The organism is Serratia sp. MF1(2023) (genome assembly GCF_030954545.1).
GTDB lineage: Bacteria > Pseudomonadota > Gammaproteobacteria > Enterobacterales > Enterobacteriaceae > Serratia > Serratia sarumanii.
The window spans coordinates 52,544-75,513 of record NZ_JAVHUX010000038.1; the positions used below are offsets into that span (position 1 = coordinate 52,544).

A 22,970-nucleotide genomic window follows, 5' to 3' on the forward strand; every position below is an offset into this window, starting at 1 on the left:
AAACAAAGAGCGTGCATGCACGCTCTTTGTTCTCTGGCCGTTTTCAGTCATCGTATCCGCGTGGGTTACTCTGTTGCCAACGCCAGGCGTCCTGCATCATGTCTTCCAATCCACGACGAGCCTTCCAGCCCAGTTTTTCTGCGGCTAACGAAGCGTCCGACCAGCATTCGGCAATATCGCCAGGGCGGCGCGGTGCAATGTGGTAGGTGATTTTATGGCCGCAGGCCCGTTCAAAGGCGTGCAGCATTTGCAGCACGGAGTAACCGACGCCGGTGCCCAGGTTGTAAACCGCCACGCCCTGAGAATCGCGGATGTGTTCCAGTGCCTGCAGGTGGCCTTCCGCCAGATCCATCACGTGGATATAGTCGCGCACGCCGGTGCCGTCCTGCGTAGGGTAGTCATCGCCGAAGACCGCTAATGCATCCAGCTTGCCAATTGCTACCTGAGACATGTAAGGCATCAGATTGTTGGGGATGCCGTTGGGGTCTTCACCGATCCGGCCTGAAGGATGTGCGCCGACGGGGTTGAAGTAGCGCAGGATGGTGATCGCGAAATCCGGTTCCGCTTTTGCTAAATCCTGCAGGATCTGCTCCACCATTAGTTTGGACGTGCCGTAAGGGTTGGTGGTGCCGCCGATGCGCGACGTTTCACGCAGTGGAACCTGTTCCGGCGTGCCGTAGACCGTGGCGGAAGAGCTGAAAATAAACTGGCGCACGCCGGCCTGGCGCATTTCATCCAGCAAGATCAACGTGCCGCCGAGGTTATTCTGATAGTACTCCAGCGGTTTGGAGGTGGATTCCCCGACCGATTTCAAGCCGGCGAAATGGATGACGGAAGAGATGTCATGTTCGGCGAAGATGCGCTTTAACGCCGTTCGGTCTTGAACATCGTCAGGGTAGAAAATGGCCGCTTTGCCCGCGAGCTCCGCTACGCGCTGCAGCGAAGCCGCGGAGGCATTCGCCAAGTTATCTAACACCACGACGTCTTCATTTCGCTCCAGCAACGCCAGCACGGTATGCGAGCCGATATACCCGGCGCCGCCAGTCACTAAAATAGCCATTGAGCCTCCTTCATGTTGATTATTTTTCGTTTGGGCCTACGTTGGCGGCTGCTGAAGGCGACAGACACAGGTAAATGGCCAGCAGCAACGTCAAGTTGGTCACATAACGGTGATCGATGAACAAGGTATCTACCATGCCAATCACGACCGTAGGCAGCAGCACCAGCAGCAAGATGGGCCTCGCCGTGGTGCCAAGGCGGCTGGCGTAAAACGTCAGCAGGTAAAACAGGACGACCGCCGTCAGACCGATGAGACCTTGCAGAGAGCTCGCATCAATCACATCGTTATGCAGGTGGAACACCAAGTTGCGCAACGCTTCGGGGTTACCGCCCTCGTGCCGGTTGATGTAATCGGTCGTCGAGGCCAATCGAGTGGCCGTGCTTTGGCCGTTAGGGTGGTGCAGGATCGCGTCGACGCCCGCTTTCCACATGCTGATGCGCGAGCCCAGTGACGAGTTGCCGTCGCCTTTTTGATAGTTGCCTAGTTCGGCTGCGGTGCCAATCAGCCGTTCAGTGGCTTTGCTGAAGAAATGGCTGGTGATAGCGGCGGCGAGCAGCGTAATGACACAGGCGATCGCCATTGTACGGAGTGAAAAATGGTGCCTGCGGCCAAACATCATCAACAGAATGATCGGGTAAAGCAGCAGCGAAGAGCGCGTTTCCGTCAATAAAATTAGCCCGATAGTGATCAAAACGACCACCGCAATGGCCAATGATTTACGGCGCAGGTTCAACGATGCAATGACATATATCGTCAGCAGTGACTGCAAAACGTAAATGTAGGCGGTCATGGTGGAAACCGTCTTGATTTGCAAACGTACGTCCGGGGTTTTCAGGTAGTAATATAGCCCCATGTATGAGGTGTATAAGAAGCCGACGACGATCAACACCTTAACCGTAAGCAACGTTTTTCGGCCCCAGCTGTCGCGCAGCGTGCCCAGCGCCAATATCAGAGCTGCGCCCGCGATCAGCCGTAGCGAGGTGGTGAGGTAGTCTTCATCGGCCTCCATCATGCTGACGGCCGGAAAACGCCAATGCCAGATGAGTTGGCTCAGCCCGACGATAAACACGCCAAGCGCAACCATCGCCGCTTCACGCGGAATGCTGTGCGGGCGGCGTACAAGCAGGGCAATGACGGCAATGAGCGCGGACAGATAAAACGCGTTGCGGTTAAGCGTGGTGTCAGTCAGGGTCGTTGAGATCGCGATGGCGGCTAAAACGAATGCAAGCGTCATGGCATTGATGGTTTTTATTTGACGAAGCATGCGAAGCCCCGCTCCAGTGCCTGGACGAACCGAGCGTAATCAAAATGATCGCGGGCATATTGCAGCGCGTTGTTGCTCATGGTCAGGTACTGGTTTTGCATCAACATGGCGGCAATTTGACGCGCACACGCCTCCGGTGACAGCACCAGCGGATCCATCATGCGTTGGGTCACTGCGTTGAACACCTGATGCGGGAAGTCGATGTCGATGCCGGTCAGTGACTGATACTGCGCGAAAGTCAGTGTGGGGGCGATGCCGATGCCGCACTTACCGTCGGGGATCACTTCCGGTTGACCATCGATCAGCGGGAATATCACCGGGACGCCGTGGAATAGAGCCTCCATGCAAGATAAGCCAAAAGGTTCGGTGACTGGCGAGCTGATATAGAAATCGATTTTCGCGAAAAATTCCGTCAGGTCCTGGCGGAAACCGAGGAAGCGCACCTGTTGTTGCAGGCCTAACTTTTCTACCAGCGCTCGCAGAACGTCCTCATCGGGCCCTTTGCCGGCGATGTGGAGTTCTGCGTCAATGTTCATTTTCAGCAACGCCTGCAGTGTCAGGATAGATACGCCGATCCCTTTGAGAGAAACCAGACGGGAGGCGGTACCTAGGCATATTCGCGGGCCGGGCTGTTGCGTTTTGGGCATTACGGCGGTGGGAGGTGGCACGCAGTTGCTGACAATCTCGATCGGGCAGGTGAGCTTGAATCGCTCTTCCATCACGCGTTTCGAGGCGTGGCTGACGGCGATGCAGCCATCCACTTTTTCAAAGAAGCCGAGTGTTTTTTGAGTTAACGGATAGCGCCATGAGCAGCCATGATCGTAATAAAGGGTTTGGATGCCGCGGATTTTACGTGCCAGATTGGGGACGAAATCCCAGAAGATCACCAGGTCGGTTTGCTGCCGTTCGATTTTTCGCAAAAGCGCCGCTTTTCGCATAAAAACAGGGTATTTCAGCGAGCTGCCGCTGACGATCCGGTTGGCGAACGTGAGCGGCGTATCGCCCAATTCACGCGCGATCTCTGTGCCGATCTTGTTGCTGATGCACAGGATGCTGTCGCTGCCTGAGGTGGTGTTGGCCAGGAATTGCAGAAATATCTTCTCAGCCCCGCCCATTTTTTCCAGATTGATGACGTGCAGCCGTTTCATAGCGCTTGCTCCTGCAGCAAAACGAATACCTCGTGGGCGGAGAGGGATCCCATATGGCGATCGCTAGCAACGAGCGACCGCTGATTTTGCCCGTAGCCGCCGATCAGGCCGGGATCGGTCGGCCCGAATAGCGTGATGTTCGGTTTGTCGAGCGCGGCGGTCAAATGGCTGAGCCCGGTGTCGACCGAGACCACGCCCTTGGCGCCGGCCAGCACCTCGGCCACCTGCTGCAGGCTGAGCTTCGGCAGCACTTCGACATGTGAAAAACCTTCCGCCAAGCGCAGCGCGCGCTGATGTTCATGCTCTGCACCCCACGGCAGTTTGATCTTCAACCCGCTGTCCGCTGTCAGCGCGATCAGCTCGCGCCAGTTTTGCTCCGGCCAGTGCTTGTCGTCACGCGTCGTCGCGTGCAAAAACACCAAATACCGCCCGGCATCGGCCGGCGGGCTGCTGAGAAAGCGCGCGGCGATGGCGTAATCGCCGTAGCTGCCCGGTTTATCGTAGCCAAGGCTTTTGGCGAACAGTTCGCGCGTGCGTTCCACCGCGTGCTGCTGCTTGTCTATCTCATGGCGCACGTTGTAGAACCAGCTGGCGAACGGCTCGCGCGCGCTCTTGCAGTCCAGGCCATGTTTGTTGCCTTTGGCGATGCGCGTGATCAGCGCGGCGCTTTTGATCAGGCCCTGCGCGTCGATCACTACGTCATAACGGCGTTCTTGCAGCGCGCGCTTGAAGTCGCAGCGCTGTTGCCGGGTGTCGTTGCCGAACCAGTTCTTGCGCCAGCGGCGAATGGCCACCGGGATCACGCGATCCACCGCCGGGTGCCAGGTCGGGATTTGGCTGAAACCTTCTTCCACCACCCAGTCGAAGCGGATATCGGGAATGGCCTGCAGCGCGTCGGTCAGGGCGGGCAGCGTATGCAGTACGTCCCCCATTGAGGAGGTTTTTACGATTAACACCTGCATGACTATTCCTCGCTGGCGACAAGTAGCGGCGTCAGCGCGTCCAACACTTGCTGCGGCTGAATATCGATCAAACTTTGGTGGTATCCCTGCTCGGCATCGCCCTTACGCACCTTGTGGTAGCCGCTGATCAGGCGAATTACCCGCGCCTTGTCCGAGAGCGGCGGCGTGAAGTCGGGGCTGCTTGGGCCGTACAAGGCTATCAGCGGTTTATTCAACGCTGCGGCAACGTGCATTAAACCGGAGTCGTTGCTGACCACCGCCCGGCAGGCCGCGATCAGGATCACCGCCTGCTCCAGCTGGGTTTTTCCGGCCAGGTTAAGGCAGAAATCGCGGGCGTCTTCCTGCAGCGCGGCGCGGATCTGTTCGCCGGCTTCGTGATCTTTCGCCGAGCCGAACAGCGCGATCTGATAGCCGTTCTCGATCAGCCGCTGAGCCAGCGTCGCGTAGTGATAGTGCGGCCAGCGTTTGGCGGGGCCGAACTCCGCGCCCGGGCAGAAGCCGACGATCGGCCGGCTGTCGGTCAGGTTGAAGGCCGCGGTGGTGTCGGCGATCTCTTCGTCGCTCACCTGCAGCTGTGGCCACAGCAGCGGCTGCGGCAGATCGTCGGCGCGCTGAATGCGGCCTTTGTCATAGGCCAGCGCCACGTAGCGCTGCACCATCAGCGGGAAGGCCGCCTTGTCGAGCACGCGGACGTCGTTCAGCAGGCCGTAACGCATTTCGCCCCGCCAGCCGGTGCGCTGCGGGATATCGGCGAAGAAGGGCACCAGCGCGGATTTGAACGAGTTGGGTAGAACGTAAGCGCGATCGTAACGGTTGGCGCGCAGGGCGCGCCCCAGGCGGCGGCGCTCGCCGAGCCCCAGCGCGCCGTGGCCCAGCGGCATCGCCAGCGCCTGATTGACTTCCGGCATGCGCGCCAGCAGCGGGCGGCACCAGGCCGGCGCCATCACATCGATCTCCGCCGACGGGTATTCGGCCTTCAGGGTGCGATAGAGACTTTGCGACATCATCATGTCGCCAACCCAAGAAGGGCCGATAACCAGTATTTTCATACCCAGCGTTAATTCCTTCTGCTTATGCGGTGCGGTTCAACCAGGCCATGTACTCTTTCACCCCTTCGGCGACCGTTTTGAACGGTGCGTCGTAGCCGGCGGCGCGCAGCTTGGTCAGATCGGCCTGGGTGTACGCCTGATAGCGGCCCTTCAGCTTCTCCGGGAACTCGATGTATTCCACCGCGCCCTTCTGGTGGAAGTCCACCACTGCGTCGGCCACCGCCTGGAAGGTTTCCGCCCGGCCGGTGCCGCAGTTGAAGATGCCGGATTTGCCGGTTTCCCAGAACCACAGGTTAACCGCCGCCACGTCGCCGACGTAGATGAAGTCACGCTTGAAGTTTTCGCTGCCGGCGAACAGTTTCGGGTTTTCGCCGCGGTTGATCTGGGTATTCAGGTGGAAGGCGACGCTGGCCATGCTGCCTTTGTGGCCTTCGCGCGGGCCGTAAACGTTGAAGTAGCGGAAGCCGCAGATCTGCGAGTCCGCTTCCGGCAGGATCTCGCGCACGTACTGATCGAACAGGAATTTGGAGTAGCCGTACACGTTGAGCGGCGCTTCATACTCACGCTCTTCGATGAACTCTTCGCGGCCGCCGTAAGTGGCGGCGGAGGAGGCGTACAGGAACGGGATTTCGCGATCCAGGCAGTAGTGCAGCAGGTCTTTGGAGTACTGATAGTTATTGTCCATCATGTACTTGCCGTCCCACTCGGTGGTCGCGGAGCAGGCGCCTTCGTGGAAGACCGCTTCGATATCGCCCAGATCGTCACCGGCCACGATGCTGGCGATAAAGTCTTCTTTATCGATATAGTCGGCGATGTCCAGATCGACCAGGTTGACGAACTTGGTGCCGTCTTTCAGGTTATCCACCACCAGGATATCGCGATATCCCTTGTCGTTCAGTGCCTTAATGATGTTGCTGCCGATCATGCCGGCGCCGCCTGTGACGATAATCATTGGGTTACCCCTGCTAAGCTGCCTGGCGGGGCACAATGCCCCACGCTCAATGGCGGTTATAATAGCATTTCATGCCGCGGCAAACAGCGGAAGGGCTCCGAATATCCCGCATTGCCATTGAAGTCCGCTTTTTGCCGTGATATCTGCTGCAATTTTAATATTCTCTCCCGCGCATTCTCGTCAGTTTGGTTACAAATCAGTAAAATATGCCGCAAATAGCCCAATCCTGGAGATAACCGAATGTCAGCGTCTTTTTATCAGCAGTTGGAACAACAGCTTGCCGCCACTCGCAGTGAAGGGCTGTTCAAGGAAGAACGCATCATCACCTCCGCGCAACAGGCGGATATCGCCGTCGCCGACGGCAGCCATGTGATCAACTTCTGCGCCAATAACTACCTGGGCCTGGCCAACCACCCGGCGCTGATCGCTGCCGCCAAGTCGGGCATGGACAGCCACGGTTTCGGCATGGCGTCGGTGCGCTTCATCTGCGGCACCCAGGACAGCCACAAGCAGTTGGAACAGAAACTGGCGGCCTTCTTGGGCATGGAAGACGCGATCCTCTACTCCTCCTGCTTCGATGCCAACGGCGGGCTGTTCGAAACCCTGCTCGGCCCGGAAGACGCCATTATCTCCGATGCGCTGAACCACGCGTCGATCATCGACGGCGTGCGCCTGTGCAAGGCCAAACGCTATCGCTACGCCAATAACGACATGGCCGAGCTGGCCGCGCAGCTGAAGCAGGCCAAAGCCGACGGCGCGCGCCACATCCTGATCGCCACCGACGGCGTCTTCTCGATGGACGGCGTGATCGCCAACCTGAAAGGGGTGTGCGATCTGGCGGACGAGTACCAGGCGCTGGTGATGGTGGATGACTCCCACGCGGTGGGCTTTGTCGGCGCCAATGGGCGCGGCACCCATGAATACTGCGAAGTGATGGGCCGCGTCGATATCATCACCGGTACGTTAGGCAAAGCGCTGGGCGGCGCGTCCGGCGGCTACACCGCCGCCAGGAAAGAAGTGGTGGAGTGGTTGCGCCAGCGTTCGCGCCCGTACCTGTTCTCCAACTCGCTGGCGCCGGCGATCGTCGCCGCGTCGATCAAAGTGCTGGAACTGCTGGAAGAGGGCGATGCCCTGCGCGATCGCCTGTGGGCCAACGCGCGTCTGTTCCGCGAAAAAATGACCGCCGCCGGCTTCACGTTGGCCGGCGCCGATCATGCCATCATCCCGGTGATGCTGGGTGAGGCGAAGCTGGCGCAGGAATTCGCCAATGCGTTGCTCAAGGAAGGCATCTATGTGACCGGTTTCTTCTATCCGGTGGTGCCGAAAGGCCAGGCGCGCATCCGTACCCAGATGTCCGCCGACCACACCCCGGAGCAAATCGAACGCGCAGTGGCGGCGTTTACACGTATCGGTAAGGATCTTGGCGTTATTGCATAAGGTAAAACCATGAAAGCACTGTCAAAACTGAAAGCGGAAGAAGGGATTTGGATGACCGACGTGCCTCAGCCGGAGCTGGGCCACAACGACATCATGATCAAAATCCGCAAAACCGCGATCTGCGGCACCGATGTGCATATCTACAACTGGGACGAGTGGTCGCAAAAAACCATTCCGGTTCCGATGGTGGTCGGCCATGAATACGTCGGCGAAGTGGTGGCGATCGGTCAGGAAGTCAAAGGCTTCAGCATCGGCGATCGCGTGTCCGGCGAAGGCCACATCACCTGCGGCCATTGCCGCAACTGCCGCGGCGGCCGCACGCACCTGTGCCGCAACACCGTCGGCGTGGGCGTGAACCGTCCGGGCAGCTTTGCGGAATACCTGGTGATCCCGGCGTTCAACGCCTTCAAGATCCCGGATAACATCTCCGACGAACTGGCTTCGATCTTCGATCCGTTCGGCAACGCGGTGCACACCGCGCTGTCGTTCGATCTGGTTGGGGAAGACGTGCTGGTGTCCGGCGCCGGCCCGATCGGCATCATGGCGGCGGCGGTGTGCAAACACGTCGGCGCTCGCCATGTGGTGATCACCGACGTTAACGAATACCGTCTGGAACTGGCGCGCAAGATGGGCGTGACCCGCGCGGTGAACGTCAGCAAGGAAAACCTCAGCGACGTGATGGCCGAGCTGGGTATGACCGAAGGGTTCGACGTCGGTCTGGAAATGTCCGGCGCGCCGCCGGCGTTCCGCACGCTGCTCAATGCGATGAACCACGGCGGGCGCATCGCCATGCTGGGCATTCCGCCTTCGGATATGTCGATCGACTGGAACCAGGTCATCTTCAAAGGGCTGTTTATCAAAGGGATTTACGGCCGCGAAATGTTCGAAACCTGGTACAAGATGGCGGCGCTGATCCAGTCCGGTCTGGATTTGAGCCCGATCATCACCCACCGTTTCTCGATCGACGAGTTCCAGCAGGGCTTCGACGCCATGCGCTCCGGCAAGTCGGGTAAAGTGGTGCTGAGCTGGGATTAATCTCTGCAGACGTGACAAGGGCCGGAATTCCGGCCCTTTTTTTACGCTTGCGGTTTGGCTTGCGTCCAGTGCTGCCAATGACGCTTGATGAAGGTCACCGGTGGCGAGGTGGCGATGCTGTCGGCGATGACGCCCAGCGCGGTGCCGGCGTTGGTTTTTTCCTTCGGCGGTTTGACCTTGCACTGCTTGATGCCGCCGCTGAACGGGTTCCTCGGCTGCGGCTTTTGCGGTTTGACCGGCGGTGGGACGTAGCCGCCGCCACCGTTGCCCTGCGGTTCGTTCAGCAGCGCGCTCGGCTTGACCAGCACGATATCGGCGGGCAGCGACGGCAGCATCTGCTGCAGCACCTTCACCGTCGCCGGGCGCGGGTGGCCGATGGCGATGGCGGAGCCGTTGCGCCGCGCCAATTCGACCGCGCGGTTGAACTGGCGGCGGATGTCGGCTTCGTTCGCGGTATCGTCGAGGAACACCTTGCGTTTGATCACCTTCACGCCGGTGCCGGCTGCGGCGCGGGTCGCCTGGCTGCTGCCGATGGTCATGCTGTCGAGGAAATACAGTCGGTAGCTTTCGAGCGCCTGCATCACTTTCTGCATGCCCGGCAGGCTGGAGGTCATGGCGCTGCCCATGTGGTTGTTCATGCCGACCGCGTAGGGCACGTTGTTCACCGCGTTGCGGATGATGCGCTGGATCTCGTCGCTGCTCATGGAAGGCTGCAGGGTATCGCGCTCCAGCGGCTGCTTGCTGAGCGGCGCCATCGGCATGTGGATCAAGACTTCGCGGCCCTGGCTGTGGGCGCGGGTGGCCATCAGGCGGGCATGCGGCGCGTTGGGCAACACCGCGACCGAGATCGCCGTCGGCATTTGCAGCACCGCGTTTTCTTCGTGAGGGCGGTAGCCCACGTCATCGATGACGATGGAGAGTTTTCCTGCCTGCGCAGCGTAAACCTGCAGCAGACAGCCTATTAACAGAGCTGTACGGGTTTTGACATAGCGCAAATCTATCTTCCCAACCACGGCAGTGGGTTAACCGCCTGTCCCTGACGACGGATTTCGAAATAGAGCGACGGCGTTCCCTGGCCGCCGCTGGTGCCGACCAGAGCGATCGGCTGGCCGGCGCGCACCTGCGCCCCGACGTTGACCAACGCGCTCTGGTTGTAGCCGTACACGCTCATGTCGCCTTTACCGTGTTCGACCACCACCATCAGGCCATAGCCTTGCAGCCAGTCGGCCAGCAGCACGCGGCCATCGGCGACGGCTTTCACTTCGCTGCCTTCGCGGGCTTCGATCACCATGCCTTTCCAGCGTAGCTCGCCCTGCTGCTGTTCGCCAAAGCCGTGCAGCGTGCGCCCGCGCACCGGCCACATCAGCTGGCCGGCCGGACGACCGAGGCCGCCGGTTCGCGCCATCAGCGAGCGATCGGCTTCGCTAGGTTTGTAGGTGGTGCCGGTTTTCTTCGCCTGCTGCTCCTTGATGCGCACCTGTTCGCGCACCTTGGCCGCTTCACGCGCTTCGCGTTCGGCGCGCGCACGGGCTTCGCGCTCCGCCCGGGCGATCTTGTCGCGCATGCGGGCTTCGTTCTGGCGCAGTTCCACCAGGCGTTGTTGGTCTTTTTCCAGCGAGGCTTCCAGCGCGGTCAGCGTTTTCTTGCGGGCGCCGCGCGCCTGCTCCAGCTTCTGCTGCTGCGTCTGTTGCTCGCCCAGTAAGGATTTTTGCTGGCCCTGTTTGGCCACCAGCGTGGTTTTTTGCTTCGCCAGCTCGGCGCGGGTCTGCTTCAGCTCTTCGATGGTTTTCTGACGCGCTTCGTTCAGATAGCCGAAATAGGCCAGAATACGTTCGCTGCGCTGGCTTTCTTCACCGCTGAGGATCAGCTGCACGGCGCTGTGCTGCCCTTGCCGGAAGGCGGCGTCGAGCTGTTTGGCGAGGAGGTTTTGTTGGGTTGATTGCTGCTTTTGCAGTTTGGCTATCGAGGCGTTCAGGCCGGCAATGTCCTTGCCCAACTGGGTGAGCGTGCTCTGGGTGTCGCGCAGCTGGCGGCTGGCCTGGGCGATGGTTTTTTCCTGCTGACGCAGCTGATCCTGCAGCGAGCTGCGCTGCTGTTGCTGCTGCTTCACCGCCTTTTCTTTCTCGGCGATGCTCTGCTGGATGTCTTTCAGCTGGGATTTATTGTCCTCCGCCGCCTGGCCGGCGAGCGGCAACAGCAAGACGCCAGCGCAAAATACGCTGGCGCACATGGCGGTGAACGTCCTTGGCGCGGTGCGTTCAGGCAGCGGCCGGCTGCCTGCGTTTGCGCTTCGGGTTACCCTTGATAGTGCAAAAAACGCCTTCTCCCTCATGGAGAAGGATTATTCCACGATGAACAGCGGCTTACCAGTCATCTCTTGCGGGATTTCCATTCCCATCAGCGTTAACAGGGTTGGCGCGATGTCCGAAAGCTTGCCGCCTTCGACCGCCCGCGCCGGTTTACCGACGTAAATCAGCGGCACCGGCAGGCTGGTGTGGGCGGTGTGCGCCTGGCCGGTGGCCGGATCGCGCATCTGCTCGGCGTTGCCGTGATCGGCGGTGATCAGCAGCTGACCGTCGACGTCGCGCACCGCATCAACCACCTGGGCGATGCAGGCGTCCAGCGTTTCCACCGCTTTGACCGCCGCTTCATACACGCCGGTATGCCCCACCATGTCGCCGTTCGGGTAGTTGCAGATAATGGCGTCGTATTTGCCGCTGCGGATGGCGCTCAGCAGCTTGTCGGTCAGCTCGGCGGCGCTCATCTCCGGCTGCAGATCGTAGGTGGCGACCTTCGGCGAGTTGACCAGCACGCGGTCTTCGCCCTTGAACGGCGCTTCCACGCCGCCGTTATAGAAGAAGGTGACGTGGGCGTATTTTTCGGTTTCCGAGATGCGCAGCTGGGTTTTGTCGTGCTTCATCAGCCATTCGCCGAAGGTGTTGGCCAGCGACGCCGGCGGATAGGCGCAAGCGGTCGCGATGTCGGCGGCGTATTCGGTCAGCATCACGAAATCGCCGAACTGCACCTGTTTGGCGCGCGGGAAACCGTCGAAATCTGCGTTCACGAAGGCGCGGGTGATCTGGCGCGCGCGGTCGGCGCGGAAGTTCATGAAGATCAACGCGTCGCCGTCCTGCATCGCGGCATCGGCCTCACCGGCGGCGCGGATCACGGTCGGTCTGACGAACTCGTCGTTTTCACCGCGCTGATAAGCGGCCTGCAGCCCGGCGATCGCATCCTCGGCCACGGCCTCGCCTTTGGCCGCGGTCAGCAGATCATAGGCCAGCTGCACGCGATCCCAGCGGTTGTCGCGGTCCATCGCGTAGTAGCGGCCGATCAGCGAGGCGATGCGCCCGACGCCCAACGCGGCGAAGGCGTCGCGGCAGCGTTGCAGCGGGGCTTCGGCGCTGCGCGGCGGCGTGTCGCGCCCGTCGAGGAAGGCGTGCAGATAAACGGCTTTGGCGCCGCGTTGGGCGGCAAGCTTGATCATGGCCAGAATGTGCTCGTCATGGCTGTGCACGCCGCCCGGCGACAGCAGGCCCATGATGTGCACCGCCTTGCCGGCCGCTACGGCCTTATCGACCGCGGCGGTCAGCACCGGGTTGGCGAAGAAGTCGCCGTCGGCGATCGCTTTGTCCAGCCGGGTCAGATCCTGGTACACGATGCGCCCGGCGCCCAGGTTGACGTGGCCGACTTCGGAGTTGCCCATTTGCCCATCGGGCAGGCCGACATCCAGCCCGGAGGCGGCGATCAGCGTATGCGGCTGCTCCCGCCACAGGCGATCCATCACCGGAGTGCCGGCGTTCAGGATCGCGTTGTCCTGCCGCTCTTCACGGTGGCCGTAACCGTCCAGGATCACCAGAACCATCGGTTTTTTGTTGCTCGACATTGCATTGACCTCTTATGAACTTTTTAAGCTGCGAATAGCCATGCGCCCGCCGCAAGCATGGCTATTCACCCTCGAAAAACCGGCTGATTTTACATCGCCGCCGGCGATAAATAGCCCAAAGAGATCAAGGTTGCGGCGAATCGCGCGGGCTTTTATGCTCTGACGTCGGGAATTTCTCAGCGCAGCCCGCAGTTTCTGCAATCGCGCTTGCTTATTGGCTGTATTTGCCGCACTCGGCAGGTATACTCTGGAACCTTGACTTATTTATCCCTTAACTGACGGGAGTTGTTACACCCCATGCTGCAAGAAATTATGCCATTCGTAAGCAGACACCCTATTCTGAGCCTGGCTTGGATCGCTCTGCTGGTCGCCGTGATCGTCATGACCTTCAAAAGCCGTTTCTCCAAGGTCAAAGAGATCGCCCGCGGTGAAGCTATTCGTCTGATCAACAAAGAAGAAGCCGTGGTGGTCGACACCCGCAGCCGCGACGATTTTCGCCGTGGTCACCTGGCCAACGCCATCAACCTGACCGCCAGCGAAATCAAAAGCGGCAGCCTGGGCGAGCTGGAAAAACACAAAGCGCAGCCGATCATCGTCGTGTGCGCCAACGGCACCGCCTCCCGCGAGCCGGCGGAGAACCTGAGCAAGGCCGGTTTTGAAAAGGTGACTATGCTGAAAGACGGCATTTCCGGCTGGAGCGGAGAAAACCTGCCGCTGGTGCGCGGTAAGTAACCGTTTAACCTATTTGAGGTGGCAATCCATGGCTAACATTGATATCTACACCAAAGCGACCTGTCCGTTCTGCCATCGCGCCAAGGCGCTGTTGAACAGCAAGGGCGCGGCGTTTAACGAGATCGCCATCGACGGCGATAACGCCAAGCGTGAAGTGATGATCGAGCGCAGCGGGCGCACCACCGTGCCGCAGATTTTCATCGATGGCCGGCATATCGGCGGCTGCGATGATTTATATGAACTCGATGCTCGCGGCGGCCTGGATCCACTGCTTTAAGCAGCTTGCCGGTTCATCGAGTGTCAATAAGGACGTTTAACCAAGGGTATTACTCACATGTCAGAACAAAACAGCACCGAAATGGCTTTCCAGATCCAACGTATTTATACCAAGGACATCTCTTTCGAAGCGCCGAACGCGCCGCAGGTTTTCCAGCAGGAATGGCAGCCGGAAGTTAAACTTGATCTGGATACCGCGTCCAGCCAGCTGGCTGACGAAGTGTATGAAGTGGTACTGCGCGTAACCGTGACGGCGACCCTGGGCGAAGAGACCGCGTTCCTGTGCGAAGTGCAACAGGCGGGCATCTTCTCGGTAGCAGGCATCGAAGGCACGCAGCTGGCGCATTGCCTGGGCGCATACTGCCCGAACATCCTGTTCCCGTATGCGCGCGAGTGCATCACCAGCCTGGTTTCCCGCGGTACGTTCCCGCAGCTGAACCTGGCACCGGTCAACTTTGACGCGCTGTTCATGAACTATCTGCAGCAGCAGGCGGAAGGCGAAGGTGCCGCACCACATCAGGATGCCTGATGAACACCGTCAATGCTTCAATGACTGTCATCGGTGCCGGCTCGTACGGCACCGCATTGGCCATTACGCTGGCGCGTAACGGCCACACCGTGGTGCTGTGGGGGCATAACCCCGCGCAAGTTCAAACGTTGCAGCAAGATCGCTGCAATCAGGCGTTTCTGCCCGACGTTCCCTTCCCCGATACCCTGCTGCTTGAAGCCGATTTGGCGCGGGCGCTGGCGGCCAGCCGCGACGTGCTGGTGGTGGTGCCGAGCCACGTGTTCGGCGACGTGCTGCGCCAGCTGAAGCCGCATCTGCGCCCGGACGCCCGCATCGTGTGGGCTACCAAGGGGCTGGAAGCGGAAACCGGCCGGTTGCTGCAGGACGTGGCGCGTGAGGCGTTGGGCGAGGCGATCCCGCTGGCGGTGCTCTCCGGGCCGACGTTCGCCAAAGAGCTGGCCGCCGGCCTGCCGACGGCGATCGCGCTGGCGGCGACCGATGCGCAGTTCGCCGACGATCTGCAACAGCTGTTGCACTGCGGCAAGAGCTTCCGCGTCTACAGCAATCCCGATTTCATCGGCGTGCAGCTTGGCGGCGCGGTGAAGAACGTGATCGCCATCGGCGCCGGCATGTCCGACGGCATCGGTTTTGGCGCCAACGCCCGCACCGCGTTGATTACACGCGGGCTGGCGGAAATGAGCCGTCTGGGTTCTGCGCTCGGCGCCGATCCTTCGACGTTCATGGGCATGGCGGGGCTGGGGGATCTGGTGCTAACCTGCACGGACAACCAATCGCGCAACCGCCGCTTCGGCATTATGCTGGGGCAGGGCAAAGGCGTGCAGGAAGCGCAGGACAGCATCGGTCAGGTGGTCGAGGGCTATCGCAATACCAAAGAGGTGTTGGCGCTGGCGCAGCGGCACGGTGTGGAAATGCCGATCACCGAACAGATTTATCAGGTGCTTTACTGCCATAAAGACGCCCGCGAAGCGGCGCTGAGCCTGCTGGGGCGAGCCCGAAAGGACGAAAAACCCAGCGCGTGACATAAAACGATATGTCGGGGCAGCATGCTGACCCCGCTAATGACCTGGGCCGCTTCGCGCTACCGTGTGAAGCGGCCCGTTTGGCAAGGCAGAGGGGAATGTGATGTCGTCAGAAGAGTTGGAACAGGTCTGGAACAGCATTAAATCAGAAGCGCGAGCACTGGCTGATTGTGAACCGATGCTGGCCAGCTTTTTCCATGCGACGTTGCTCAAGCACGAGAACCTGGGCAGCGCGCTCAGCTATATGCTGGCCAACAAGCTGGCGACGCCGATCATGCCCGCCATCGCGGTGCGCGAGGTGGTGGAAGAGGCCTACAAGTCCGACAACCAGATGATCGTGTCGGCGGCGCGCGATATCCTCGCGGTACGGCTGCGCGACCCGGCGGTCGATAAATACTCCACGCCGCTGCTTTACCTGAAAGGGTTCCATGCGCTGCAGGCTTACCGCATCGGTCACTGGCTGTGGCAGCAAGGGCGGCAAGCGCTGGCTATCTACCTGCAAAATCAAATTTCCGTCGCCTTCGGCGTGGACATCCACCCGGCGGCGACCATCGGCTGCGGCATCATGCTCGACCACGCCACCGGCATCGTGATCGGTGAAACGGCGGTGGTGGAGAACAATGTCTCTATCCTGCAGTCGGTCACCCTGGGCGGTACCGGTAAAACCAGCGGCGACCGTCACCCGAAAATCCGCGAAGGGGTGATGATTGGCGCCGGCGCCAAAATTCTCGGCAATATCGAAGTGGGCAAGGGCGCGAAGATCGGCGCGGGCTCGGTGGTCTTGCAGGCGATACCGCCGCACACCACCGCCGCCGGTGTGCCGGCGCGCATCGTCGGGCGGCCGGAGAGCGATACGCCGTCGATGGATATGGACCAATACTTTAACGGCACCAATCATGGCTTCGAGTACGGCGACGGCATCTGAGCGCCGTCTGTGCAGCCATTCAGGGGGAGCTTCGGCTCCCCCTGTGTTTTTCCGGCGGCGGTCAGCCCTGTTTCGGGAAGTTGGTGATATCGGTGACGATGTCGTCGATCGCCGCCTTGACGTCATCCGCCGTGACCGGCGTGCTGTCGTTGTTGACGGTTTTACCGTAGGCCTTACGTACCACTTCCATCACCGTTTTACCGGTATCTTGGTCGATCAGCTCGCCTTCGATATACAGCGCGGTATTTTGCGTCCGGTGCCCGGTAGCAGCCATGGTGCTGGCGACCACCGCGGCGACCGGCACCACCTCATAGAATTTCATGTCTTCATTTTCGGCGGAAACGGCGGTGATGGCGAGCTTGGCCACCAGCACGCGCGAGCCCGTCGGGCTTGGCAGAATGGTGAAGCGGTTCTGCAGCGCGGTTTTGATCCGCTGGGTCGCGTAGGTCTTAATCTTGTTCAGCGTGTCCTGGCTGACGCGCGCCGTGGGTTTCTCCGCCGGGAAATAGACCACCGGTTGGAAATAGAGGCCGCGATAGTTGGATTCCTTGTAGCTTGGATCTATCCAGCGCAGCGTTTTATGGCCGCTTGGCGAGGTGGTTTCCTGCAGTTTGCTGTAATCGGACAAGAAGCCCGAATACTGCGACGTTTGGGTGACTTTGGACGAACAGCCCGCCAGCAACAGGCCCGCTGCCAGAACCGCCATGGCAACGCTCAAGCGTTGTTTCTTCATATGGTTTCCTATGATGAGTGGTGATTACCCTTACAAAACATAGCGCATTATCTACGCCTCATCGGGCATTTTCGGGGCCGGGCGTGCCCTGCCGCGGCCTTTTTTCAGGATCGTGATGCGCCGCCGGTTTTCGCCGCCAGCGCCGATGATAAGGCGGCGAGTAGGGTATCCGCCTTGGCCAGCGTCTGGCGTTGCTCAGCTTGCCACCGGGGCAACAAGGGCCAGAGATCCGCCTGATGTTCTGCCTGCAGGCACCAGACCTCACGATCGTGCCAGTCGCCGAGGGCGCTTTGCGCCGCCTTGAGGCCCGCCATCGCGGCGGGAGAGAGGGGAAGGCGTTGCGGATAGGCTTCGGCCGCGTAGCGCAGGCGCTTTATCAGCAGCCGCAGGCGGTGGCGATCGTAGCCGGTATCGGCCAATGCCCGGCGCAATTGCTGTTGCTGGCGCTGCAGGCGTCGGTTCAGGCGGTGTTTGGCGGTGCGTCGCGCCGTGCGGCGGAAGCGGCGCGGCCAGGCGTGCAACAGCGAGGGAAAGTCGATGATCTGCGGATGGGCGAGCAGTTGACGGTAGCGGGCCTGAAGATCGCTCTGGCGCACGTTGGCCTGCCAATCCAGGCGATGGCGCGCCAGTTCGGCGATCAGCACCTCGAGATCGCGCAACGGCGTCGTGAGCCTGCCCAACTCGGCGGCGGCCCGATCGAGCCGCGTTGCGCCGGGGCAGCCGCGCAACGGGCGCAGCAGGCTGCGAATGCGGCGCAGACAGACGCGCAAGTCGTGCAGCGCTTCGGTGTCTTGCGCCTGTTGCAGCCGCAACAGCGCCTCGTTCAGCGCCGGCTCAAGCCGGCGAAGCTGGGTGACAATATCTGCGACGAAAGCCATGTGCCGTGCTCTGGAGAGGATGACCCTTTCAGTATGGCGCGTCGTCGCGGATTACGCCTTGATCAGCGCGCCGGCATAGTCCAGCTGCCGCCAGGCCTCATACACGACCACCGAGACGGCATTCGACAGGTTCATGCTGCGGCTTTGCGCCTGCATCGGGATGCGGATTTTTTGCTGCGCAGGCAGCGCATCGAGGATATCGGCGGGTAACCCGCGCGTTTCCGGGCCGAACAGCAGGTAGTCGCCGGCCTGATAGCTGACGGCGCTGTGCGCCGGCGTGCCTTTGGTGGTGAGGGCAAACAGCCGTTGCGGCTTTTCGGCGGCGAGAAAGGCGGCGTAATCGGCATGACGGCTGACGCGGGTGAACTCATGGTAGTCCAGCCCGGCGCGGCGCAGGCGCTTGTCGTCCCACGGGAAACCCAGCGGTTCGATCAGGTGCAGGTTAAAACCGGTATTGGCGCACAGGCGGATGATATTGCCGGTGTTGGGTGGAATTTCGGGTTCAAATAAAACGATGTTCAGCATGTTGCAGGCCCCTCGTGAACGAGGGGCGCAGGATAGCAAACTCTTACTGTTCTGTCTTAGTCGACAGACGTTGATGATGCAGCGGCAGCCACAGCACCAACCGCAGGCCGCCAAGCGGGCTGTCTTCGGCCTTCACCCAGCCGCGATGCTGGTTGATAGCCGCCTCGACTATTGCCAGGCCGAGGCCGGTGCCGCCGGATTCGCGGTCGCGCGCCTCGTCGGTGCGATAGAACGGACGGAAGATCTGCTCGCGGTCTTCGGCGCTGACGCCGGGGCCGTCGTCGTCAACCTGGATGGTCACGCCCTGATTGTCGGCGCTGAACGCCACGGCGATGCGGGTGTGCGAATAACGCAGGGCGTTGCGCACGATGTTTTCCAACGCGCTGTCCAGCGCGCTCGCGTTGCCGAACAGCGTCCATGGGCCGGGCGGCGCGGTGATCTCCAACTGCTTGCCCATCTGTTCCGCTTCGAAACGGGCGTTGTCCAGCACGTCGGCCCACAGTTCGTTGGCCTTCAGCTGCTCGCGCGCCAGCTCGCTCTTCTGCTGACCGCGCGACAGCGCCAGCAGATCGTTGATCATCGAATCCAGCCGCTGCGCTTCGGTTTCGATGCGCGCCAGTTCGTGGCCTTCGCCGTGGCGGCGGCGCATCAGCGCGGTGGCCAGCTGCAGGCGCGTCAGCGGCGTGCGCAGCTCGTGCGAGATGTCCGATATCAGGCGTTGCTGAGCATTCATCATGCGTTCCAGCGCGCTGACCATCTGGTTGAAACTGGCGCCGGTGGCCAGGAATTCCTGCGGGCCGGCCTCCAGTTCCGGATGCTGCTTCAGGTTGCCGCGCGCTACTTCATCGGCGGCGTTTTTCAGTTTGCGCGCCGGTTTCGCCAGGCTCCAGGCCAGCCACAGCAGCAGCGGGGCGCTGATCAGCATGGTGACGATCAGCAGCAGCAGCGGCCGGTCGAACATCAGGTTGATGAAATCGGATTGCGGGCTGTTGGCGGGACGGATCAGGTACAGCTGGTAGTTGTCTTCGCCGTCGCGCACCGCGAACGGCCCTACCAGCTCGACGCGGCCGTACTTTTTCTTCTTCGGATGATCCGAGTTGTCGGATTGGCCGATGAAGTTGCGGACGATCTGCATTTCATTGCGCTGCGCGCCGATCACCCGGCCTTCGCTGGTGACCAGCAGCAGGCGTTGGCCCGGCGGCGCCCATTTGTCGATGGCGCGGAACAGGCGGCGCCACCACATCAAATCGTTGGCCGGATCGTTTTGCAACTCGGCCTCGACGTGCTGTTCCAGCATCAACCCCTGCCGCTGTTCACTGTCGAGCAGCGAGGTCATTTGGCGGGAGTCGAGCTTGGGCACCATCAGCACCAACATTAGCACCAGGGCTAACGTGAACCAGAAAATGGCGAAGATGCGTGCCGTCAAACTGTTGATCATGTTGCAGATACCATCAAATAACCACGCCCGCGCAGGGTTTTGAACCACGGATGCCCGTCTTTGCGATCCGGCAGCTTACGCCGCAGGTTGGAGATGTGCATGTCGATGGCGCGATCGAACGGGGTCAGGCGTTTGCCCAGCACTTCCTGGCTCAGCAGTTCGCGCGACACCACCTGGCCGAGATGCTGCGCCAGCAGGTAAAGCAGGGTGAATTCGGTGCCGGTCAGATCCAGCACCTGGCCGTCGAAGCTGGCCTCCTGGCGACCGGGGTTCAGCTGCAGGCCATCGACATCCAGCGTCGGGGCGCCGCTGTCGACCTGCTGCTGCTGTTCGCTCCAGTTGGAACGGCGCAGAATGGCGCGAATGCGCGCGACCAGCTCGCGATCGTTAAAGGGTTTCGGCAGGTAATCATCGGCGCCCAGCTCCAGGCCCAGCACGCGGTCCAGTTCGCTGCCGCGCGCGGTCAGCATGATGACCGGCGTCTGGTGATGTTGGCGCAGTTCTTTCAGCGTATCGATGCCGTTTTTCTTCGGCATCATGATGTCGAGCAGCAGCAGATCGACGGAGCTGTCCAGCAGCGACAACGCCTGCTCGCCATCGTGCGCGACGACGATATTAAAACCTTCCATTTCAAGCAGTTCTTTTAACAGCGAGGTCAACTCGCGGTCGTCGTCAACTAACAGAATCTTGTTCATTATGATTTACCTCCAGACGCAAAATACGTCATCAACTGTTGCCATTCCATGACTTTACGTAGTTTTACATGCACTGACGCAGGTTTTCAGGTGTAGCGGTACACTGCTCCTCGTTGATTCGCAAAGTGAGAAAGCTTGAGGAGTTGAAATGCGTAAGGTGACCGCATTAGTTATGGCATCACTGCTGGCAATTGGTTCGACCGCTGCCTTCGCTGCCGACACTATACCGGACACAGCCCAACCTCCCGGCAACGACGCGATGACCCGAATACCCGGCCAACACCATATGTTCGACGGTGTCAGCCTCAGCGAACAGCAGCGCCAGCAAATGCGCGATTTGATGCGCCAGGCCCGGCACGATCTGCCTGGTGTCAATGTAGCTGAAATGGAAGCCATGCATAAACTGGTGACCGCAGAGAAATTTGACGAAGCCGCCGTGTATGCCCAGGCGGAAAAGATGGCCCAACAGCAGGTCAAGCGCCAGGTCGAAATGGCCCGGGTGCGCAACCAAATGTATAACCTGCTGACGCCAGAGCAAAAAAGTGTTTTAGACCAGAAACATCAGCAGCGTATGCAGCAGGTGGAGCAACAAATTTCTGGTTTGCAGCAAGCTTCTGCCCAGAAGTGAAGTACGACTGAGTAGTCCCCTGTTTTTCCTTGCCATAGACACCATCCCTGTCTTCCCCGCCATGATGGCGGGGTTTTTTTTATCAGTCACTTATGTGCAAGTTTTTCTAAAACAACAACTTACTCAGGTGCACAAAGGGGCTAGGGTGTGCTCTAAATTGCTTGGGTGTGGACGCGATGTGGACAGCAATCGCGCCCATCGTTTATCAACGGCTAATATCTATTTCCTTAATCTTGTTGATAGCTTCAACAAGCTCATCAGGCTTATAGTTGGATGAGTCCAATTCTTTTACTTTCCCATCCTCGAAGACTAAACGTAGTTTTTTATCGCGCTTGAGGTAAGCGCCGATAATGGCTGCGACTGCCCCAATACCAGCTGCGGCAACCGGCACCAGAATATTTAGATATTCAGTTGTGCCAGCACCAAAACACATAGGGCCGCGTTGATAAGGTACGGTGACGGTGTCAAGCTGCTTAGCTAAATCGTCAATATCTCTGCCACTGGCCCGACAATGGATTTTGTTTATGGAACTATTCATTTTTTCTAAAAAACTCCCTTTTATTCAAAAAGTAAGATTTGCGGAATCTATGCTACATGGTGCTATAACGATTCTCATGGGGCGTAACTGGTCGCTAAAATTTAGCCCAACATCTGATGAGCGGTTCAATGGTTACACCGCCGACGTTCGTCAGGTAGTGCTGCCAGAACAAGAGGCTTCGGTTGTGATAGTGGACAAGCATCGCTCGATTCTAAATGACGAGTAATCACAGTGTTAAGCCTCCTTTCAGAGGGTTGAGAGTTATGGCATTTTGCAAATAGTCCGGCGCTAGATGCGCATAGGCCATTGTTTGCTGAATGCTGGCGTGTCCAAGTATCTGTTGCAACGCGATAATGTTCCCCCCGTTCATCATGAAATGGCTCGCGAATGTGTGGCGCAAAACGTGTGTTGCCTGCCCGCGTGGAAGGTCAGGTTTAACTCGTCGCAGTATTCCGCAGAACTTTTCATAATCAACGTTGAAAAGAGTACCGTCCTCATTACCCACAGCATTTTCTTTCACCTCTCTCTCAAGTTCATCAGAAATTGGCACCACGCGTTTTTTGCCGTTCTTCGTTTTAAGAAACGTCACACGGCCTCGTGTCATGAGTGTTCGCTTCAGGGAGTAAACTTCACTCCACCGGCCGCCGGTACTCAGACTTATCAGCGCAAACAGCCTGTCATCGCCTTCCGTGCTGCTCAGCAAATCATTTATTTCGTCCATATCAAGAAATGTCATTTCTGGGTTCTTTTCGGCCAGCGGGGCTAAACCTCGCACCGGATTAAGGCCTGAAAACTCGTTCAGTTCTATCAGGGCCGTGAACATGCCGGAAAGTCGGTACATATCTCGATTAATGGTTGCCGCACTTATGCCATCTGTTAGCCGCTGGCTTCGATGCAATGTCAGAACACGCTTATTCAGCTTGTTGACGGTTATATCGCCGAGCGCCTTTATCGTCTTCTTAAGGTGCCGCTTTTCAATCGTGCCGTTCTCTTGGCTTTGGCCGTAAAAGAGCCACCACACATTGAGCAACTCGGTCAGCGTGCGCCGGTCAGCACGTTTCTCCGCCCATTCCTTGTTATTGGCATTGGTCAGCACATAGCGTTGAAAAGCTTCTGCCTCTGCCTTCCTGTCAAACTTCCGACGGATGCGACGTCCTTCACGTCCGTTCGGCCTAATGTCCACTTGGTATTGACCATCATCGAGCTTCTTAATCGACATATTGAAGCCCTCCGATGAATTCTTCATCTTGGTAACAAATAG

General features: G+C 59.5%; 25 protein-coding genes. 9 read left to right on the forward strand and 16 right to left on the reverse strand.

Going from position 1 to position 22,970, the window contains the following annotated elements:
- Window positions 1-43: 43 nt before the first annotated feature.
- From galE to rfaD, 6 genes are read right to left on the reverse strand one after another with little or no spacing between them, the layout of a single operon-like run.
- Window positions 44-1,060, reverse strand: a complete 1,017-nt coding sequence (gene galE, locus REA38_RS18005) for a UDP-glucose 4-epimerase GalE (protein WP_041037411.1) — start codon at window positions 1,058-1,060, stop codon at window positions 44-46.
- Between the two features lie 19 nt (window positions 1,061-1,079).
- Window positions 1,080-2,324, reverse strand: a complete 1,245-nt coding sequence (locus REA38_RS18010; protein WP_041037413.1) for an O-antigen ligase — start codon at window positions 2,322-2,324, stop codon at window positions 1,080-1,082.
- Entirely contained in the window at window positions 2,309-3,472 is a 1,164-nt protein-coding gene (locus tag REA38_RS18015) for a glycosyltransferase (protein WP_041037415.1), read from the reverse strand. The genes REA38_RS18010 and REA38_RS18015 overlap by 16 nt, the downstream gene beginning before the upstream one ends.
- Window positions 3,469-4,434, reverse strand: a complete 966-nt coding sequence (gene rfaC / locus REA38_RS18020) for a lipopolysaccharide heptosyltransferase RfaC (RefSeq protein ID WP_308886367.1) — start codon at window positions 4,432-4,434, stop codon at window positions 3,469-3,471. The genes REA38_RS18015 and rfaC overlap by 4 nt, the downstream gene beginning before the upstream one ends.
- A gap of 2 nt (window positions 4,435-4,436) precedes the next feature.
- A complete protein-coding gene (gene rfaF / locus REA38_RS18025; protein WP_033649730.1) occupies window positions 4,437-5,483 on the reverse strand; it encodes an ADP-heptose--LPS heptosyltransferase RfaF in 1,047 nt (348 codons plus the stop codon).
- Window positions 5,484-5,505: 22 nt separating this feature from the next.
- On the reverse strand, window positions 5,506-6,435 hold the full coding sequence (gene rfaD, locus REA38_RS18030; RefSeq protein WP_016929696.1) for an ADP-glyceromanno-heptose 6-epimerase: 930 nt from the start codon (window positions 6,433-6,435) through the stop codon (window positions 5,506-5,508).
- 240 nt (window positions 6,436-6,675) lie between these two features.
- On the opposite strand from rfaD, the gene kbl reads away from it, so the two are divergent.
- A complete protein-coding gene (gene kbl / locus REA38_RS18035) occupies window positions 6,676-7,872 on the forward strand; it encodes a glycine C-acetyltransferase (RefSeq protein ID WP_033636462.1) in 1,197 nt (398 codons plus the stop codon).
- Window positions 7,873-7,881: 9 nt separating this feature from the next.
- The gene (tdh, locus tag REA38_RS18040) at window positions 7,882-8,907 is read left to right on the forward strand and encodes an L-threonine 3-dehydrogenase (RefSeq protein WP_033649729.1); all 1,026 of its coding nucleotides are present in this window, start codon (window positions 7,882-7,884) and stop codon (window positions 8,905-8,907) included.
- A gap of 41 nt (window positions 8,908-8,948) precedes the next feature.
- Here the strand turns inward: tdh and REA38_RS18045 are convergent, their stop codons facing one another.
- The 3 genes from REA38_RS18045 to gpmM are packed head-to-tail and all read right to left on the reverse strand — an operon-like array spanning window position 8,949 to window position 12,793.
- On the reverse strand, window positions 8,949-9,902 hold the full coding sequence (locus tag REA38_RS18045) for a divergent polysaccharide deacetylase family protein (RefSeq protein WP_197772370.1): 954 nt from the start codon (window positions 9,900-9,902) through the stop codon (window positions 8,949-8,951).
- Window positions 9,903-9,904: 2 nt separating this feature from the next.
- Window positions 9,905-11,239, reverse strand: coding sequence for a murein hydrolase activator EnvC (gene envC / locus REA38_RS18050; RefSeq protein WP_033649727.1), 1,335 nt, complete (start codon window positions 11,237-11,239; stop codon window positions 9,905-9,907).
- Window positions 11,240-11,248: 9 nt separating this feature from the next.
- Window positions 11,249-12,793 carry a 2,3-bisphosphoglycerate-independent phosphoglycerate mutase gene (gene gpmM, locus REA38_RS18055; RefSeq protein ID WP_049234139.1) on the reverse strand — a complete coding sequence of 515 codons (1,545 nt, stop codon included), beginning with the start codon at window positions 12,791-12,793 and terminating at the stop codon, window positions 11,249-11,251.
- A 297-nt stretch (window positions 12,794-13,090) separates the two neighbouring features.
- On the opposite strand from gpmM, the gene REA38_RS18060 reads away from it, so the two are divergent.
- The 5 genes from REA38_RS18060 (at window position 13,091) to cysE (ending at window position 16,274) form a co-directional block, all read left to right on the forward strand.
- A complete protein-coding gene (locus tag REA38_RS18060) occupies window positions 13,091-13,525 on the forward strand; it encodes a rhodanese-like domain-containing protein (RefSeq protein ID WP_033649725.1) in 435 nt (144 codons plus the stop codon).
- A 28-nt stretch (window positions 13,526-13,553) separates the two neighbouring features.
- The gene (gene grxC, locus REA38_RS18065) at window positions 13,554-13,802 is read left to right on the forward strand and encodes a glutaredoxin 3 (RefSeq protein ID WP_004931142.1); all 249 of its coding nucleotides are present in this window, start codon (window positions 13,554-13,556) and stop codon (window positions 13,800-13,802) included.
- A 57-nt stretch (window positions 13,803-13,859) separates the two neighbouring features.
- Window positions 13,860-14,330 (forward strand): protein-export chaperone SecB, encoded by a 471-nt coding sequence (gene secB / locus REA38_RS18070; protein WP_004931139.1) that lies wholly within the window; start codon window positions 13,860-13,862, stop codon window positions 14,328-14,330.
- Window positions 14,330-15,349 carry an NAD(P)H-dependent glycerol-3-phosphate dehydrogenase gene (gpsA, locus tag REA38_RS18075; protein ID WP_033636456.1) on the forward strand — a complete coding sequence of 340 codons (1,020 nt, stop codon included), beginning with the start codon at window positions 14,330-14,332 and terminating at the stop codon, window positions 15,347-15,349. Before secB ends, gpsA begins: the two co-directional genes overlap by 1 nt.
- Window positions 15,350-15,452: 103 nt before the next feature.
- Window positions 15,453-16,274 carry a serine O-acetyltransferase gene (gene cysE / locus REA38_RS18080; protein WP_004931135.1) on the forward strand — a complete coding sequence of 274 codons (822 nt, stop codon included), beginning with the start codon at window positions 15,453-15,455 and terminating at the stop codon, window positions 16,272-16,274.
- A gap of 61 nt (window positions 16,275-16,335) precedes the next feature.
- On the opposite strand, the gene REA38_RS18085 is transcribed toward cysE, so the two are convergent.
- The 5 genes from REA38_RS18085 to cpxR form a co-directional block, all read right to left on the reverse strand.
- On the reverse strand, window positions 16,336-17,007 hold the full coding sequence (locus tag REA38_RS18085; RefSeq protein WP_033654532.1) for a DUF3313 domain-containing protein: 672 nt from the start codon (window positions 17,005-17,007) through the stop codon (window positions 16,336-16,338).
- Between the two features lie 104 nt (window positions 17,008-17,111).
- Window positions 17,112-17,885 (reverse strand): CHAD domain-containing protein, encoded by a 774-nt coding sequence (locus REA38_RS18090; protein ID WP_308886369.1) that lies wholly within the window; start codon window positions 17,883-17,885, stop codon window positions 17,112-17,114.
- A 51-nt stretch (window positions 17,886-17,936) separates the two neighbouring features.
- Entirely contained in the window at window positions 17,937-18,410 is a 474-nt protein-coding gene (gene trmL, locus REA38_RS18095) for a tRNA (uridine(34)/cytosine(34)/5-carboxymethylaminomethyluridine(34)-2'-O)-methyltransferase TrmL (protein ID WP_033636451.1), read from the reverse strand.
- 43 nt (window positions 18,411-18,453) lie between these two features.
- Window positions 18,454-19,848, reverse strand: coding sequence for an envelope stress sensor histidine kinase CpxA (gene cpxA / locus REA38_RS18100; RefSeq protein WP_033636450.1), 1,395 nt, complete (start codon window positions 19,846-19,848; stop codon window positions 18,454-18,456).
- On the reverse strand, window positions 19,845-20,543 hold the full coding sequence (gene cpxR, locus REA38_RS18105) for an envelope stress response regulator transcription factor CpxR (RefSeq protein ID WP_004931124.1): 699 nt from the start codon (window positions 20,541-20,543) through the stop codon (window positions 19,845-19,847). Before cpxR ends, cpxA begins: the two co-directional genes overlap by 4 nt.
- 148 nt (window positions 20,544-20,691) lie before the next feature.
- On the opposite strand from cpxR, the gene cpxP reads away from it, so the two are divergent.
- Complete coding sequence (gene cpxP, locus REA38_RS18110) at window positions 20,692-21,171, forward strand: cell-envelope stress modulator CpxP (protein ID WP_122016981.1); 480 nt, start codon at window positions 20,692-20,694, stop codon at window positions 21,169-21,171.
- Window positions 21,172-21,376: 205 nt separating this feature from the next.
- Here the strand turns inward: cpxP and REA38_RS18115 are convergent, their stop codons facing one another.
- The gene (locus REA38_RS18115) at window positions 21,377-21,709 is read right to left on the reverse strand and encodes a hypothetical protein (RefSeq protein WP_037421667.1); all 333 of its coding nucleotides are present in this window, start codon (window positions 21,707-21,709) and stop codon (window positions 21,377-21,379) included.
- Here REA38_RS18115 and REA38_RS18120 point away from each other — a divergent pair.
- Window positions 21,696-21,935 carry a hypothetical protein gene (locus REA38_RS18120; RefSeq protein ID WP_197780954.1) on the forward strand — a complete coding sequence of 80 codons (240 nt, stop codon included), beginning with the start codon at window positions 21,696-21,698 and terminating at the stop codon, window positions 21,933-21,935. The genes REA38_RS18115 and REA38_RS18120 overlap by 14 nt on opposite strands.
- Here the strand turns inward: REA38_RS18120 and REA38_RS18125 are convergent, their stop codons facing one another.
- A complete protein-coding gene (locus tag REA38_RS18125; RefSeq protein WP_037421660.1) occupies window positions 21,936-22,928 on the reverse strand; it encodes a tyrosine-type recombinase/integrase in 993 nt (330 codons plus the stop codon).
- Window positions 22,929-22,970 lie beyond the last annotated feature (42 nt).

What these genes read in the sequence shown, in the direction of transcription:
- galE (WP_041037411.1), bottom strand. Translation starts at nt 1,060, where the DNA reads ATGGCTATTTTAGTGACTGGCGGCGCCGGGTATATCGGCTCGCATACC.
- REA38_RS18010 (WP_041037413.1), bottom strand. Translation starts at nt 2,324, where the DNA reads ATGCTTCGTCAAATAAAAACCATCAATGCCATGACGCTTGCATTCGTT.
- REA38_RS18015 (WP_041037415.1), bottom strand. Translation starts at nt 3,472, where the DNA reads ATGAAACGGCTGCACGTCATCAATCTGGAAAAAATGGGCGGGGCTGAG.
- rfaC (WP_308886367.1), bottom strand. Translation starts at nt 4,434, where the DNA reads ATGCAGGTGTTAATCGTAAAAACCTCCTCAATGGGGGACGTACTGCAT.
- rfaF (WP_033649730.1), bottom strand. Translation starts at nt 5,483, where the DNA reads ATGAAAATACTGGTTATCGGCCCTTCTTGGGTTGGCGACATGATGATG.
- rfaD (WP_016929696.1), bottom strand. Translation starts at nt 6,435, where the DNA reads ATGATTATCGTCACAGGCGGCGCCGGCATGATCGGCAGCAACATCATT.
- kbl (WP_033636462.1), top strand. Translation starts at nt 6,676, where the DNA reads ATGTCAGCGTCTTTTTATCAGCAGTTGGAACAACAGCTTGCCGCCACT.
- tdh (WP_033649729.1), top strand. Translation starts at nt 7,882, where the DNA reads ATGAAAGCACTGTCAAAACTGAAAGCGGAAGAAGGGATTTGGATGACC.
- envC (WP_033649727.1), bottom strand. Translation starts at nt 11,239, where the DNA reads ATGAGGGAGAAGGCGTTTTTTGCACTATCAAGGGTAACCCGAAGCGCA.
- gpmM (WP_049234139.1), bottom strand. Translation starts at nt 12,793, where the DNA reads ATGTCGAGCAACAAAAAACCGATGGTTCTGGTGATCCTGGACGGTTAC.
- REA38_RS18060 (WP_033649725.1), top strand. Translation starts at nt 13,091, where the DNA reads ATGCTGCAAGAAATTATGCCATTCGTAAGCAGACACCCTATTCTGAGC.
- grxC (WP_004931142.1), top strand. Translation starts at nt 13,554, where the DNA reads ATGGCTAACATTGATATCTACACCAAAGCGACCTGTCCGTTCTGCCAT.
- secB (WP_004931139.1), top strand. Translation starts at nt 13,860, where the DNA reads ATGTCAGAACAAAACAGCACCGAAATGGCTTTCCAGATCCAACGTATT.
- gpsA (WP_033636456.1), top strand. Translation starts at nt 14,330, where the DNA reads ATGAACACCGTCAATGCTTCAATGACTGTCATCGGTGCCGGCTCGTAC.
- cysE (WP_004931135.1), top strand. Translation starts at nt 15,453, where the DNA reads ATGTCGTCAGAAGAGTTGGAACAGGTCTGGAACAGCATTAAATCAGAA.
- REA38_RS18085 (WP_033654532.1), bottom strand. Translation starts at nt 17,007, where the DNA reads ATGAAGAAACAACGCTTGAGCGTTGCCATGGCGGTTCTGGCAGCGGGC.
- REA38_RS18090 (WP_308886369.1), bottom strand. Translation starts at nt 17,885, where the DNA reads ATGGCTTTCGTCGCAGATATTGTCACCCAGCTTCGCCGGCTTGAGCCG.
- trmL (WP_033636451.1), bottom strand. Translation starts at nt 18,410, where the DNA reads ATGCTGAACATCGTTTTATTTGAACCCGAAATTCCACCCAACACCGGC.
- cpxA (WP_033636450.1), bottom strand. Translation starts at nt 19,848, where the DNA reads ATGATCAACAGTTTGACGGCACGCATCTTCGCCATTTTCTGGTTCACG.
- cpxR (WP_004931124.1), bottom strand. Translation starts at nt 20,543, where the DNA reads ATGAACAAGATTCTGTTAGTTGACGACGACCGCGAGTTGACCTCGCTG.
- cpxP (WP_122016981.1), top strand. Translation starts at nt 20,692, where the DNA reads ATGCGTAAGGTGACCGCATTAGTTATGGCATCACTGCTGGCAATTGGT.
- REA38_RS18120 (WP_197780954.1), top strand. Translation starts at nt 21,696, where the DNA reads ATGGAACTATTCATTTTTTCTAAAAAACTCCCTTTTATTCAAAAAGTA.
- REA38_RS18115 (WP_037421667.1), bottom strand. Translation starts at nt 21,709, where the DNA reads ATGAATAGTTCCATAAACAAAATCCATTGTCGGGCCAGTGGCAGAGAT.
- REA38_RS18125 (WP_037421660.1), bottom strand. Translation starts at nt 22,928, where the DNA reads ATGTCGATTAAGAAGCTCGATGATGGTCAATACCAAGTGGACATTAGG.